Source organism: Cryobacterium glucosi, from assembly GCF_004402235.1.
In the GTDB taxonomy this organism is placed as follows: Bacteria; Actinomycetota; Actinomycetes; order Actinomycetales; family Microbacteriaceae; genus Cryobacterium; species Cryobacterium glucosi.
On the sequence record NZ_SOFS01000018.1, the window covers coordinates 1 to 13,308 of the forward strand.

The window sequence follows — 13,308 nt, forward strand, 5'->3', positions numbered from 1 at the left end:
CGGGCCCGCGGACGCGGTGGCCGGGCCGGACGGAGCCGCGGTGCTCGCGGGATCCGGTGCCGCGGCCCGCCGGGCCGCAGCGGGTGCGCGCGGCGGCGTTGCGGCATCCGTGCGCTTGCTCGCCACCCGGTCGAGCTCGCCGTAGAGCACGTCGCGTGCGGCGGACATCCGCACGAATTCGGTGGTCGCGGCCGCGATCGTCTCCGCGGAGGCACCGGCGAGGAGGTCGGGGTGGTGCGTCCGCGCCTGCTTGCGGAACTGCTTGTCGATTTCGGCGCGGCTCGCACCCGCAGGCACGTTGAGGACCTCGGCGGCGATCTCCGGGGTCATGACAGCGGGCCGAACGAACGGAGGTACTTGTTGTAGGCCAGGCGCTGCAGGGTGTACTTGTACTGCGGAGCGAGGGCGCGAACCCGGTCCAGCAGGCCGTCGTCGATCTCCTTCAGCCGGGAGCCCGCGCGGATCGTCAGGATCGGGCCGGCGACGATCGCCGCGACGAACACAAGGAAGAGGGGGTTGTGGGTGACCGCAAGACCGAGCACGGTCAGGAGCAGGCCGGCGACGAAGACTCCGACGCCGATCCAGAGGGACCGTTTCGCCGGGGCGAGGTTCTCCTCCGCGAAGCGCGTCCAGCCTTCCTCCGAGCGGGTCCAGAACACCCAGCCGGGAGGCGCGGGGGAGCACTCCGGAACCGGCGTCCATCCGGCAGGGGGCTCCCAGCCCTGGTTGCCCGCAACCCAGTCGAGGGTCGGCGTCGGCCACCGCGGCGGGCGCTGGAACTCCAGCGGCAACGGGTCGGGAAGCGTGGGGGCGTCGGCCATAGACCCAGATTAGTGGCATCGACGCCGGCTTCGGTCCCCTGAATGGGTGGCATGCCGGGGGACATGGTCCGATACCCGCCGAGAATAAGTCCCCTAAAAAGGGGACACGGGCCCCCCGCGTATGCCACTATGTGTTCAGCATATTAATGCAGACGGCTACCCGACCCGAAAGTTCCACCATGTCCCACTGGTTTACCCGAATTGCTGCCGTCACCGGTGTCGCCGTTCTGTCCCTTACCCTCACCTCATGCACAAGCGTCGCCGCCCTCGTCGGCTTCGCGCCGATCGACCAGGCCAGCCAGGTCTCGGCCTCCGCCGCGCCGACGGCCACCGTTACTCCGCTCGTCTTCAACTCTGTCTTCACCGACATGGGCTCGATCCACCCGACGATCCAGCTCGCGCCCCAGCTCGAGCTCCAGCTCGACATGTGGACGGAACAGAAGACCCACGAGTGGTACACGGACAGCGACAAGCGTTTCTCGTTCGTGATCAGCGTCTTCGATCGCTCGCAGGCGCCTGAGGCCGCTTTCGGTACCAAGCGCCACGTCTACATGTCCAACGTCACGGTCACCGCAACGACGACCACGGCGAGTGGCGCGAGCACGACGCCGTTCGTGCTCAACGTGAACCCGATCGCCGCAACGCTCGACCCCGAGGCACTCACGGGCCCCGGCGGGCTGCTCGTCACCTCGCCGAAGGGCGGCTTCCAGCTCGAGTCCAACTCGATCGGCGTGCTGACGCCGGACACCTACGGCCTGACCCTCGACTTCGCGATGACGATCGCCGGTGAGGCCACGGCCGGCGGCGGCGCGACCGTCACCCAGATCGTGCACCAGTCGATCCCCGTGGCGATCTTCAAGCGCATGTAACAACTGCATGAACAAGCGCCGGCACCGCACGCCGGCACGCGAGAAAGGCCCGGAACGGCGAAATCGCCGCTCCGGGCCTTTCCTGTTGTACGGGCCTTTCTCGGTGTGCAGACCCGTAGGCTCACCGCGGCGGATGCCGCAGCGTCCGATCTACAGGGCGGGCTCGGTGACCGTGTTCTTCTGCAGGGTGACCGCGGTCTGCGACAGCAGGCGACCGTCGACCGTCGCGCCGGTCTTCAGGGCGACGAGGGACTTGCCGAGGACGGTGCCCTCGAAGTGCGCGGTCGTGCCGACCGCGACGGACCCGGCGGCCTGCCAGAAGACGTTCTTCGCGAGCGCGCCGCCGGTGAGGGTGACCCGGGTGGCGGATGCCTGGGTGATGTTGCCCGAGATCTGGAAGATGAACACGTCGGTCGGGCCGCCGTCGAGGGTGACGTCACTCGTGATCGTCACGCCGGTGTTCCACTTGTAGAGCCCGGGAGCCAGGGTGAGGCCGCCGATCTCGCCGGCGCCGAGGTCGATCGCATCCGGCAGGGTGCGACCGGCGGCATCGGTGTACGCGGTGCCCATGTCGCCGACGGCGGTCGTGAGCAGGCTCGGGGCGGTGATCTCGCAGGCGGGGCCCGCGGCATCCACGGAGTAGATCAGGCCGGTCACCTCGGGGCAGCTCAGGTGGATGGCGGCACCGGTGATGGGGCTCGCCCCGACGTTTCCCGTGATTGCCGAGGCGTAGACATCCGTCACGCCCGTCTTGGAGAGGATCGCGAAGGTGCCGGCGAGGCCGAGCGAGACGGGCGCGCGCACGGAGCCGACCGGGACGGCGGCGGAGGCGGAGCTGGCCCCGGTGGTGGTGGCGCCGACCGTGCCGACCGCCGCGAGGGCGATCGCGACCAGGAGGACGGGCAGCCACTTTCGGGCCGGCGTGGTGGTACTGGTTTCGGTGGGTGTCTGGTCGAATGCGGTCATGGTGATTCCCTTTGTTCCCGTCAGCCCGGGTCCGCGACTGCGGAGCCGGGGCAGGGCCGTCGCACGCGGCGGTCCCCGGAGCTCCATCCGGGTTACGCTCGCTGGCGGAAGTGTGCCGGGAATGCACCTCTCCAGCCACCGGGGCAGACGGGTACCGCACCTGGAACAGGTGCCCTCAGTAGCTGGAATCCAACGAATCGAATCTGTCTAACCCCCAGACTAGGGCCAGAATCCGTCGGCCCTGGACCGGGGAGTGCTGTCCGGGTGAATTCGCGAGGAACACCCGGCGCCGGCGCACCCCTGCGCCCTCGACACCTGGGGCACTAGCCGCTGCCCTGACCTAGCAGTAGGTTGCCGAGAGCGGATGCCGTCGGCGCCACGAGACGCCGGGTCGCGGCTTTCGAGGTCGCGTCAGGAGTTGTCATGTCAGAGCGTCATGTGGTCTGGTTCGAAGAGATCGGCCTCGCCGACATCCCCCAGGTCGGCGGGAAGAACGCTTCCCTCGGCGAAATGGTCGGCTCGCTCGCCGGCCAGGGGGTGCGGGTGCCCGACGGTTTCGCGACGACGGCGGATGCCTACCGCGCGTTCATCACGGAGAACGGGATCGAGTCGGCCCTGCGCCAGGCCCTCGACAGCTACCACTCCGGCGAGGCGACTCTGCGGGTCACGGGCGAGAGCCTGCGCGAGTTGTTCCTGAACGGGGAATTCCCCGAGGACACGGCCGCGGGCATCCGCTCGGCCTATCGGGAACTGTCTGCCCGCTCCGGGCAGCAGAACCTCGCCGTGGCGGTGCGGAGCAGCGCGACCGCGGAAGACCTGCCGGACGCGAGCTTCGCCGGGCAGCAGGAGACCTTCCTGAACGTGACGGGGGAGCGGGACCTGCTCGCCGCCTGCCGCCGCTGTTATGCGAGCCTGTTCACCGACCGGGCGATCAGCTACCGCGAAGTCAAGGGCTTCGACCACCTCGACGTGGCACTCTCGATCGGGGTGCAGCGGATGATCCGCTCCGACCTGGGCGGGTCCGGGGTGATGTTCTCGATCGACACCGACACCGGGTTCCCGGGTGCCGCCGTGATCAGCGCGGCCTGGGGACTCGGCGAGACCGTGGTGCAGGGCGCCGTCGACCCCGACAAGTACCTCGTGTTCAAGGCGCTGCTCGCCGACCCCGGGCTGACCCCGATCATCGAGAAGACCCTCGGCGCCAAGGCGACCAAGATGGTCTACGCCGCCGGCGGCAGCGCCCGTACCCGGGTGATCGACACTCCGCTGCGGGAGCGGAATGCGTTCGTGCTGAGCGACACCGAGATCGTGCAGCTCGCCCGATGGGCCGTGATCGTCGAAGACCACTACGGCCGGCCGATGGACATGGAGTGGGCCAGGGACGGCGTCACCCAGGAGCTGTACATGGTGCAGGCGCGGCCGGAGACGGTGCAGTCGCAGGCGAGCGGCACCGTCTTCACCGTGAGCAGGCTGCTCGAGAGCGGGCCCCTCATCGTCTCCGGCGTCGCGATCGGTGACAGCATCGCGACCGGAACCGCGTGCGTGATCCGCGACCCGGCCGACATCGACAACTTCATCGACGGCGCGATCCTCGTCACCGAGATGACCGACCCCGACTGGGTTCCGATCATGACCCGGGCATCGGGCATCGTGACCGACCACGGCGGGCCGACCAGTCACGCCGCGATCGTCAGCAGGGAGCTCGGCGTGCCCGCGGTCGTCGGCACCGGCACCGGAACCGACCTGATCCACAACGGCGCCGAGATCACGCTCTCCTGTGCAGAGGGCGACGAGGGCTTCGTCTACGCAGGCACCCTCGACTTCGAGACCGAGGAGGTCGACCTCGGCACGGTGCCGACGACGCGCACGAAGCTGATGGTGAACATCGCGAGCCCCGCCGCCGCGTTCGAATGGTGGCGGTTGCCGGCCGCGGGCGTCGGCCTGGCCCGGATGGAGTTCATCATCAACAACCTGATCACCATCCACCCGATGGCGCTCGTGCACCCGGAGCGGGTCACCGACCGGGCCGCGCTCCGGCGCATCCACGAACGCACCCGCGGCTTCGCCGACCCGCAGGAGTACTTCGTGCAGACCCTCGCGCTCGGCATCGCGAAGCTCACCGCGCCGTACTACCCCGACCCGGTGATCGTGCGGATGAGCGACTTCAAGACCAATGAGTACGCGCACCTGCTCGGTGGCGGAGCGTTCGAGCACACCGAGGAGAACCCGATGATCGGCTTCCGCGGCGCCTCCCGCTACTACGACGACCGCTACCGTGAGGGGTTCGCGCTCGAATGCCGGGCGATCAAGCGGGTGCGCGAGGAGATCGGCTTCACCGACGTGATCGTGATGGTTCCGTTCTGCCGCACCGTGGCCGAAGCCGACAAGGTGCTCGCGGTGATGGCCGCGAACGGGCTGACCCGCGGCGAGAACGGCCTGCAGGTGTACATGATGTGCGAGATCCCCGCGAACGTGATCCTCGCCGAGGAGTTCGCGACCCGGTTCGACGGCTTCTCGATCGGGTCGAACGACCTCACCCAGCTCGTGCTCGGCGTCGACAGGGACGCCGGCGAACTCGCCGGCCTCTTCGACGAACGTGACGAAGCGGTCAAGCGGATGATCAGCGAGGCCATTCGCAAGGCTCACGCCGCCGGGATCAAGATCGGCATCTGCGGGCAGGCGCCGAGCAACTACCCGGACTTCGCGGCCTTCCTGGTGCGCGAGGGCATCGATTCGATCTCGCTCAATCCGGACAGCTTCCTGAAGACGGCGGGCATAGTCGCCGAGGCCGAGGGGCTGCTCGACACCGTATGACGGCCGGCTCCTGCGGTGCGGCGTCAGCCCTTGCTGTCGTCGTACTGCTCGAGCACGGCCTGCTCGTATTCGTACTCGGCTGCCTCGGCCGCGGCCTTCGCCTTGGTCACCCGCTGGCTGATCGCGTGCTCCGACTTCTCCAACCGGCGCGCCTCGAGCGGGCTGGAGCTCTCAAGGAGGTCCTCGAGGGTGTCCGGGTCGAGGTGCATGGCCTCGATCGCATCGGCCTCCGACCGGGCGACGGCCGCCTTGCTGCGCAGCAGTCGCACCCGCGCATCCTTCGCGTCCTGCCGCTTCGCCGCCTCGGCGTTCGCAATGTCCTCGTCACTCCCGAAGCGTTCGATGCGCTTGTCCTGGCCAGTGTCACTCATGATGCCTCCCCGTCTCCGTGGCATCGTAGCGCGGCAGCGGCGATGGGGAAACGGCCCCGAGCGGGTGACGCCGGGTCGGGCGGCGCCGGGCGTCAGTGTGGAGTGGGTGGTGTGGCTGTCGCCGGTCCGGCGGGCGTCAGCGGCGCTGGTTGCCTCGGCCGCTGGTCCAGAGCCAGCGGGCCCTGGCGGTGGCGATTCCGCCGGCGGCGAGGGCGACGATCGCCACCGGAACCGCCACGCTCACGAAGGCGTTGTGGTTCACGGCGTTGAAGTAGAGAACCCCGAGCGCGATCGCACAGCAGACGAAACCGGCGATCCCGCACATCGAAAATGTCCAGTCCTTGAGGCTGCGCATGGCTCAGGCCTCCACGGAGAACTGGGCGAGTTTCGCGCGCAGGTCGGCGTCGCTCGGCTCGACGAGGTGGCTCGCGTCGGGGAACACGATCACGGGGATCCGGGTACGTCCACTGATCGCGTGGGCGCGGTCGGCGCCGTCCGCGACGGCCTCGAGGTCGACGTAGTCGTAGTCGAGTTCGAGTCCGTCGAGCACCTTCTTCGAGCGGCGGCAGTCGCCGCACCACTCCGCGCCGAACAGGGTGATGCGGGGGTCGAGGGGGACGGATGCTGTCGCTGCGGTCATCCGCCGATCTTACGTGGCCGCGCTGGGTATCCGTCTGCGGGGACGGACAGGGGCGGATCATAGGTTCGCCCTTTTTGGGGCTTTTTTCCGGCCGAATCGGGCCGGGTGCCCTGTTATGTTCGAAAGAGCGACAGACAGTCGGGGGGCTGAAGGTGGACTCGAAGGCGGCAGCACCGGAGGTGCGGGCATCTTCGGCAGCGCCCGTTCGCAGTACCGCACCGACGCCCGCACCGACGCCCGCACCGTATTCGACCGCGGCACTCCTCGCCGCGTGCGAACTCTCGCGCGCCGACGGCCGGCACCTGGACGGCGCGGCGCAGGCCGAACAGGTGCTCGCGACCTTCGGGATCACCCCCGCCGAGTGCGCGCAGGCCCGCGAGCTGCTCGCACTGCACCGGTTGCGGCTGGGCGAGGTCGAGGCATCCGTTCGTCACGGGCTGCTCGCCCTCGAATACCTGGTCGACACGGGCGAACTGCTGCGGCAGTCGCAGGTGCACTGCACCCTGGCGCTCGCGTTCCATGAGTCCGGCCTGCACGAACCCGCGCTGCGCCACGTGCTCGGCGCGCTCTCCGCGGCGCGGGCGAGCGGCAGCAAGCTCGCCGAATTCTGGGCGCTCAGCCGCTCCTCGATGGTGCACGTGGGTATGGCCGACGCGCAGCGCGCCCTCGAACTGGGCCGCCAGGCGCTCGACCTGTCGCGGCTGCTCGAGGACGCCGAGGCCAGATTCGCCGGACTCAACAACCTCGGCGACACCTGCCTCGAGCTCGCCAAGACCCAGAGCGCCCAGGGCCTCGACCCGGCGGATGCCCTCCGAGAGGCACTCGACAATGTGCAGCAGGGCGCGGCGCTCGCCCAGGGCCAGGGACACGTCTTCTGGGAGACGATCGCGCGCACCAACCTCGTGAGCATCCTGATCGAGCTCCGCCGGTACGGCGAAGCGCGCGAACAGGTCGGGCTGTCCAAGCGCCTCGCGGCGGCGAACGGCTACCGGAATCTCGAACTCGACAATGACGCCCAGCTCGCCGAGCTCCTGCGTGCAGAGGGACGCATTGACGAGGCGACCGCGATGATGGTCGCCCAGCTGGCCGATCCCTTCATCGAGGACGATCCCGCGCGGCTCACCCGGCTGCATCGTGCGCTCGGGGAGATGTACAAGGAGCGCGGCCACTTCAAGTTCGCCCTCGACCACGCCGAAAAGCTGCACGAGCTGACCCTGCGCCTCACTCGGCAGACGGCGGGGCTGCAATCCCGGATGCTGATCAACACTCTCGAGATCGAACAGGCCCGCCACGAGACGGAGCGGTCGCAGCTCGAAGCACAGGTGCTGCGCATCCGTGCGGAGAAGCTCGACCAGCAGGCCCACACCGACCCGCTCACCCTGTTGCCGAACCGGCGAGCGCTCGACCGGCAGTTGCCCGCGCTGATGCGCCGGGCGCACGACCGCGCGCAGCCGCTCTGCGCGGCGATGGTGGACCTCGACCACTTCAAACGGGTGAACGACGCGCACGGGCACGCCACGGGCGACCGGGTGCTGGCCGCGATGGGCACGATCCTGACGGACGCCATCCGGGACAGCGACCTCGCGGTACGGCTCGGCGGCGAGGAATTCCTGCTGGTGTTCGGCGACGCGACCCCGGCCGACGCCGCGAAGGCCTGCGAGCGCCTGCTCGATGCGGTGAGCGGCTTCCGCTGGGACGACGTAGCGCCGGGGCTGCGCTGCACCGTGAGCATCGGTCTGGCCGTGCGGAACAGTGGCGAACGCACCGCCCACTGGCTCGCCCGCGCCGACAAGGCCCTCTACGAGGCCAAACGCGCCGGCCGCAACCGCGTCGAGTCCGCGCCGCAGTAGCCGTGAGGTGTTGCACATCGACGTTTGAGGGCACTAGGAAGGTCGATTTGCGACACCTCACGGGGTGGTCGAGTGGGCGAGTGGGCGAGCGGATGCCAGCGTGGCGGCTAGTGGGAGCCGGGGCGGAGGAGGCCGGCGGGGGTGCGGGTGAGGCGACCGGCGTCCAGGGCGAGGGCCAGGGCCGCGTCGAGACGGATGCCGACGGTTCCGCGGGTGCTCCGCCCGCCGAAGAAGGCGAGGGCCTCCCGCTTGAGCTCAGTGTCGTCGATGCCGGCGGCGGCCTCGGCCGCGCGGCGCATCGCGTTCGCGATCTCCGCGAGTGAGACATGCTCGAGGGATCGGGTGACGTCGGGCGGGGTGCGCCGGGCGCCCTGCCAACCGGTCGGGTCGATCGACTCGGGCCAGTAGAACGGCTCGTCGGCGCCGAGCGGCAGGTCCGCCGGCACACACCGCACGATCGACGCCGCCCGAGCCTGGTTCACCCGGTCGAGCCCGAACGCCGCCGCGACGAGCTTGATCAGCCGGGCGCTGTGGATCGGACCCTCGGCCGTGACCGCCGCACGGATGGCGGACTGCACCTTCGCCGCGGCCGCCGCTCGCGGCAAGGCGTCGAGCACGTCGACCGTGCCAAGACGCCCGGGGGACCACTCGGCGTAGTCGAGCGCGAGGGAACTCGTGGACGCACGGCTGTTGGCCAACGGCACAATCGTGGCGGACACCGCGCGGGATGCGACGAGTACCTCGGGTGCATCCCGTGGCGTTTCGGTGATGGTTGCTGCGGGCTCGACGTCCGCGGGGAGGTCCAGCTCCCTGGCCACGTCGGCCGCGGCTGCAGCTTCAGTCGCGGCCTCGACCGCCGCCCCGAGCCGGGCGACCGTCTCGTCGCGGTGGTGCAGCCACTCGGGCAGCCAGACCCGCTCGACGCCCGGCCAGCGCATGATGCCCTGCAGCACGTCCACGGGCAGGCCGTCGCGGTCGGAGACCGTGCGCCGCGCACGCCAGTTCGGCCCGTCGAGCAGCACGGCGACGAGCGGCCGACTCGGGTCCGTCGCCGAGGCGAGGCTGAGGTCCACCCGGAAGTCGGAGAGCCCGACGTCGGTCTGCACGACGTGCCCCGCGGCGCGGAGCGCGGCCGCGATGTCGTCGCGGTGCCGGTCCACGGTGGACGTGCGGCGGACATCCGTGCTCAACGCCTCGGCGCCCGCGCCCGCCATCTCGAGGTAGGCCTTGAGGTGTTTAGACGGCGACCGGAATCTTGGGCTTGACCCCGGCATCGCGCGCAACGATTGCTCGAAGACTGTGAGTAGCGGCTTCTCGAGTTGGGTACTTGATCTTGGTACAGACGGCCATCACGGCGAGCTCCTTGTAGGAAAGATTGCTCGCGTGGCACATATCCACACTTGGCCTCGCCTTAAAGGACGAGGGCCCTGGAACCGTAGAAGACGGTTGATTGAAGCATAGAGGGAGATGCGCGTTTCGGCGTGACGAGCGAGATGACGTTGAGGAGTGTCTTCATGGTGCTGTCGAGCGCCTCGGGTCGTGCGCTGCGGCGCGGACCTGAGCGCGCCACAGCTGCACTACCGGCGGTTATGCGGTGTACGCGACGGCCACGTCGAGAATCCACGTCACGCCGAACGCGTCGGTGAGCATGCCGAATCCGGGGCTCCAGGCGGATGCCGCGAGCGGCTCCACGATGGAGGCCCCGGACGAGAGCGCGGCCCAGTATCCCTGCACCTCGTCGAGCGTGTCGCCGCGGACGGAGACGAAGAACGGCTGGTCGGTGATCGTGACGCCGTTCTCGCGGCGGGTCGAGCCGGCCACGCTCGCCGCGCCGGCCGTGCCGCCCGCCTGGCCGGCGATGTCGTACGCCATCACCCGGAAGCCGGCCTGCGTCTCGATCTGCCCGAAGACGACGTTCGCGGCCCCGGGAGCGTCCTGGGGCATCCCGAAGTCACCGTAGGTCGCGATCGTGACCCGGCCGCCGAAGACGGACTGGTAGAACTCGAGAGCCGCTCGGGCGTCGCCGCGGAAGTTGAGGTGCGTGGTGGTCGTGATGCTCATGTCTGCTCCTAGTGAACGGTGCCGGGCGGGTCCCGACAACGGTCACACTGGCATCCGTCTAGGACAGCTTTGGTCCTCGACTCGAACTACGATCGAGGCATGACGACGACCACCGCGCGGCTCCTGAAGCTGCTGTCGCTGCTCCAGACCCGGCGCGACTGGCCCGGCGCCCTGCTCGCCGAACGGCTGGACATCAGCCATCGCACGGTGCGCCGCGACGTCGACCGGCTCCGCGAGCTGGGCTACCGCATCCAGGCGACCATGGGCCCCGACGGCGGCTACCGGCTCGACGCCGGAAGCGAGCTGCCGCCGCTCCTCTTCGACGACGACCAGGTCGTCGCGCTCGCCGTGGCCCTCCAGATGGCCGTCGTCACCGGAGCGGGGATCGAGGAGGCGGCCCTGCGGGCGCTCACCACCGTGCGGCAGGTGATGCCGTCCCGGCTGCGCCACCGCCTGGACGCCCTCGACTTCACGACCGTCCCGCGCCCGGGCGACGGCCCCGCTGTTGAGGTCTCAGCGGATGTCCTCCTCGCCCTTTCCGCGGCGGTCCGCGCCCGCGAGGTGCTCCGGTTCGACTACGCGAGCGCGGAGCCGGGAGGCGACGACACCGGACCGCGGCCGCCTCGTCGGGTCGAGCCGCACCACCTCGTCACGTCCCACGGCCGCTGGTACCTCGTCGCGTGGGACCTCGAGCGCGACGACTGGCGGATCTTCCGCGCCGACCGCATAACCCCGCGCACCCCGACGGGACCCCGCTTCACGGCGCGCGAGCTCCCGGGCCGCGATGCGAAGGGCTACGTCTCGGCCCGCTTCAAGGGATCGGCCGAGACGAACGCGTGGCCGTGCACCGGAACGGTCGTGCTGCACCTTGACGCTCGTGCCGTTCTCCCGTTCGCCGGCGATGGCGTCGTCGAGTCCCTCGGCCCCGACCAGTGCCGGTTCACCGCCGGATCCTGGTCCTGGGTCGCCCTCGCCGCCTCCCTCAACCGTTTCGACACCGACATCGACGTGGTCGGCCCGCCGGAACTGACCGAAGCCTTCGCACGCCTCGCCGCACGGAACGCGGCCACGTCTCGATAGCCCGGTCGGACATCCATGCGCGGGGAGTCCCCGCGCCGCTCCCGACCTGGCCGTGAGCGGGCTGGGGCGCGACCGGGGAGGTCCGGCTCGCGGACGCATCCGTGCGCGCTGGCGCCGGCGCCCGTTTCGGCGGGCCGCGCCCGAAACGGCGGGCGCAGGCCGCGGAACCGGCGCGGGCGTGGCTCCCACACCGGCCTGGCCGCGGATGTGCTCGTACGCACCGCCGTGTTGCGACATGCGGACCTTTCCTCCGCGTATCGTGCCGGCGATCGTCGAGTTCAGCTACGGTGATCTCGCTAAATCCCCCCGCCGCGTCGGGAAACCACTTGAGCGCGAGCTCACCGGTTCGTGGAGTGCCCGCCGAGGTCCGTACCGGGTGCTTAACGACATCCACGAGGATGAGGCCCGGGTCATAATCCTCAGGGTGGATCAGCGCGCGGACGGCTATCGCGCGCGGTAAGCGTCGCGGCGTCGAGCCTATGCGACGACGGTCAAGGGTCCCTCGTCGGAGGTGGGGACCTCGAAGTTATCGAAGTAGGCGGCAGCCAGGTCGTCTGTCAGCTGAACGCAATTCGCTTCGTGTCCCGCCCGCGCACGGACACGAGCCAGGGCCAGTTTTCGCGGCGTCGCCAAGTAGATCGTCTCCGGCTCGACACCCAGCGGCCGGAGGAGGGCGCGGTAGTCGTCGCGCATCCGTCGGGACCAGAAGGAGTAGTCCAGCACCACATCCGCCTGCGACCTCACCAGGTCGAGAAGTCGCTGGCGCAGGTGGCTTTCGATCTCGAGCCGGACTTCCTCGGCCAGGGGCTGGGAGTGAATGCCACGACGCCAGGCCTCCTCATCGAAACTCAGCCTTGCCATACCGTCGACCTCGAGCGCGCGTGCAACCGTGGACTTACCTGAACCGGCCGGGCCACACATAAAGACGACACGGACCATGCCGACGAGCCTAACCGCAACCGAACTACTCAGCGGACGACGGATTAGCGGACGTCTGATTCGGGCGTACCCGAATCATGGAGGACAACTTGATCGGGCTAAGAAGATCGGTTCGGGCGTGGGGAGCGACGAGTCGATCAGTTGGCGCCGACGGTCGCGCGTGCGACAGGCATCCGTGTGGTCGTACAGTGCTTTACCGGCCGGGCTGCGGGGTGCTGGTGTCCGTCCACTGGGTGAGGGCGACGATGAAGCCGTGGACCAGGCGTTCGAAGCTCCGGTTGATGTCTGCGCTCATGGCGAAGGACCCGCCGGTTTCAAAGGAGATGAACCCGTGCAGGGTGGACCGGAAGGCGCGGATCGCATCGATCGCGTCGTCGCCCTCGAGGTGGTACGCGGTGAGCACGTCGCTGATCAGCTGAACGATCGCGAGCGACACGGCTTCGTCCTCGAGGTCGCCCGGGGCGGGCATCCGATTGGCGGCCTCATACCGGGCGGGGTGCTGCAGCGCCCACTGGCGGTAGGCGTGCGACATGGCCGAAATGGCGTCCGCACCGGAGCGACCGACGGAGGCCCGCGCAAGCACCTCGCCCATGTCGCGTTTGGCGTGCACGGCGATGTCGCGGTGGAGGCCGGCCATCGAATCGATGTGCTTGTAGAGGGACGGCTGCCGAACGCCGAGACGCGCGGCCAGCGCGGCCAGGGTGAGCGAATTCAGACCGACTTCGTCGGCCATCACGGCCGCCTCTTCCGCAACCCGATCGCGGGTGAGCCCGACCCTAGGCACGGGTCCGTGCTCCAGTCCTGGCGCTGAGGCGTGGTCGAACGAAAGCGGATGCTGTTTCCATGGGGCTAAGGATGACCTTCTTTCTGGCTAGTGTCAATAGCCAACCCGGCGCG

14 protein-coding genes are annotated in these 13,308 nt (G+C 69.4%); 4 read left to right on the plus strand and 10 right to left on the minus strand.

Translation table 11 applies throughout. The features are described 5' to 3' along the window. Positions 1–330 (minus strand): J domain-containing protein (locus E3O46_RS18255; protein ID WP_166791041.1); only part of this gene is annotated, 330 nt, incomplete at its 3' end. Continuing rightward, positions 327–821, minus strand: coding sequence for a hypothetical protein (locus tag E3O46_RS18260; protein WP_166791042.1), 495 nt, complete (start codon positions 819–821; stop codon positions 327–329). The genes E3O46_RS18255 and E3O46_RS18260, both read right to left, overlap by 4 nt. 179 nt (positions 822–1,000) lie before the next feature. Between E3O46_RS18260 and E3O46_RS07745 the strand changes: the two genes are divergently transcribed. Further along, positions 1,001–1,690, plus strand: a complete 690-nt coding sequence (locus E3O46_RS07745) for a hypothetical protein (RefSeq protein ID WP_134561452.1) — start codon at positions 1,001–1,003, stop codon at positions 1,688–1,690. A 150-nt stretch (positions 1,691–1,840) separates the two neighbouring features. On the opposite strand, the gene E3O46_RS07750 is transcribed toward E3O46_RS07745, so the two are convergent. Beyond that, positions 1,841–2,656, minus strand: a complete 816-nt coding sequence (locus E3O46_RS07750) for an ice-binding family protein (RefSeq protein WP_134561453.1) — start codon at positions 2,654–2,656, stop codon at positions 1,841–1,843. Positions 2,657–3,079: 423 nt separating this feature from the next. On the opposite strand from E3O46_RS07750, the gene ppsA reads away from it, so the two are divergent. Then, positions 3,080–5,470, plus strand: coding sequence for a phosphoenolpyruvate synthase (gene ppsA / locus E3O46_RS07755; RefSeq protein ID WP_134449647.1), 2,391 nt, complete (start codon positions 3,080–3,082; stop codon positions 5,468–5,470). A 23-nt stretch (positions 5,471–5,493) separates the two neighbouring features. Here the strand turns inward: ppsA and E3O46_RS07760 are convergent, their stop codons facing one another. The 3 genes from E3O46_RS07760 to E3O46_RS07770 form a co-directional block, all read right to left on the minus strand. Next, positions 5,494–5,841, minus strand: a complete 348-nt coding sequence (locus E3O46_RS07760) for a hypothetical protein (protein WP_134449646.1) — start codon at positions 5,839–5,841, stop codon at positions 5,494–5,496. 136 nt (positions 5,842–5,977) lie between these two features. After that, positions 5,978–6,196 (minus strand): hypothetical protein, encoded by a 219-nt coding sequence (locus tag E3O46_RS07765; RefSeq protein WP_134449645.1) that lies wholly within the window; start codon positions 6,194–6,196, stop codon positions 5,978–5,980. 3 nt (positions 6,197–6,199) lie between these two features. After that, a complete protein-coding gene (locus E3O46_RS07770; protein ID WP_134449644.1) occupies positions 6,200–6,481 on the minus strand; it encodes a glutaredoxin family protein in 282 nt (93 codons plus the stop codon). A 152-nt stretch (positions 6,482–6,633) separates the two neighbouring features. Here E3O46_RS07770 and E3O46_RS07775 point away from each other — a divergent pair, with 152 nt between their 5' ends. Then, positions 6,634–8,331, plus strand: coding sequence for a GGDEF domain-containing protein (locus tag E3O46_RS07775; RefSeq protein ID WP_166791043.1), 1,698 nt, complete (start codon positions 6,634–6,636; stop codon positions 8,329–8,331). A gap of 107 nt (positions 8,332–8,438) precedes the next feature. On the opposite strand, the gene E3O46_RS07780 is transcribed toward E3O46_RS07775, so the two are convergent. Then, positions 8,439–9,545: a DUF3320 domain-containing protein gene (locus E3O46_RS07780; protein WP_134561455.1), complete on the minus strand. Its 1,107-nt coding sequence runs from the start codon at positions 9,543–9,545 to the stop codon at positions 8,439–8,441. Positions 9,546–9,918: 373 nt separating this feature from the next. After that, a complete protein-coding gene (locus tag E3O46_RS07785) occupies positions 9,919–10,392 on the minus strand; it encodes a VOC family protein (protein WP_134561456.1) in 474 nt (157 codons plus the stop codon). 99 nt (positions 10,393–10,491) lie between these two features. Here E3O46_RS07785 and E3O46_RS07790 point away from each other — a divergent pair, with 99 nt between their 5' ends. Next, the gene (locus E3O46_RS07790; RefSeq protein WP_134561457.1) at positions 10,492–11,472 is read left to right on the plus strand and encodes a helix-turn-helix transcriptional regulator; all 981 of its coding nucleotides are present in this window, start codon (positions 10,492–10,494) and stop codon (positions 11,470–11,472) included. 477 nt (positions 11,473–11,949) lie between these two features. On the opposite strand, the gene E3O46_RS07800 is transcribed toward E3O46_RS07790, so the two are convergent. Continuing rightward, positions 11,950–12,411, minus strand: coding sequence for a P-loop nucleotide/nucleoside kinase family protein (locus tag E3O46_RS07800; RefSeq protein WP_198413701.1), 462 nt, complete (start codon positions 12,409–12,411; stop codon positions 11,950–11,952). A gap of 193 nt (positions 12,412–12,604) precedes the next feature. Beyond that, positions 12,605–13,144, minus strand: coding sequence for a TetR-like C-terminal domain-containing protein (locus E3O46_RS07805; protein WP_198413705.1), 540 nt, complete (start codon positions 13,142–13,144; stop codon positions 12,605–12,607). Positions 13,145–13,308: the final 164 nt, after the last annotated feature.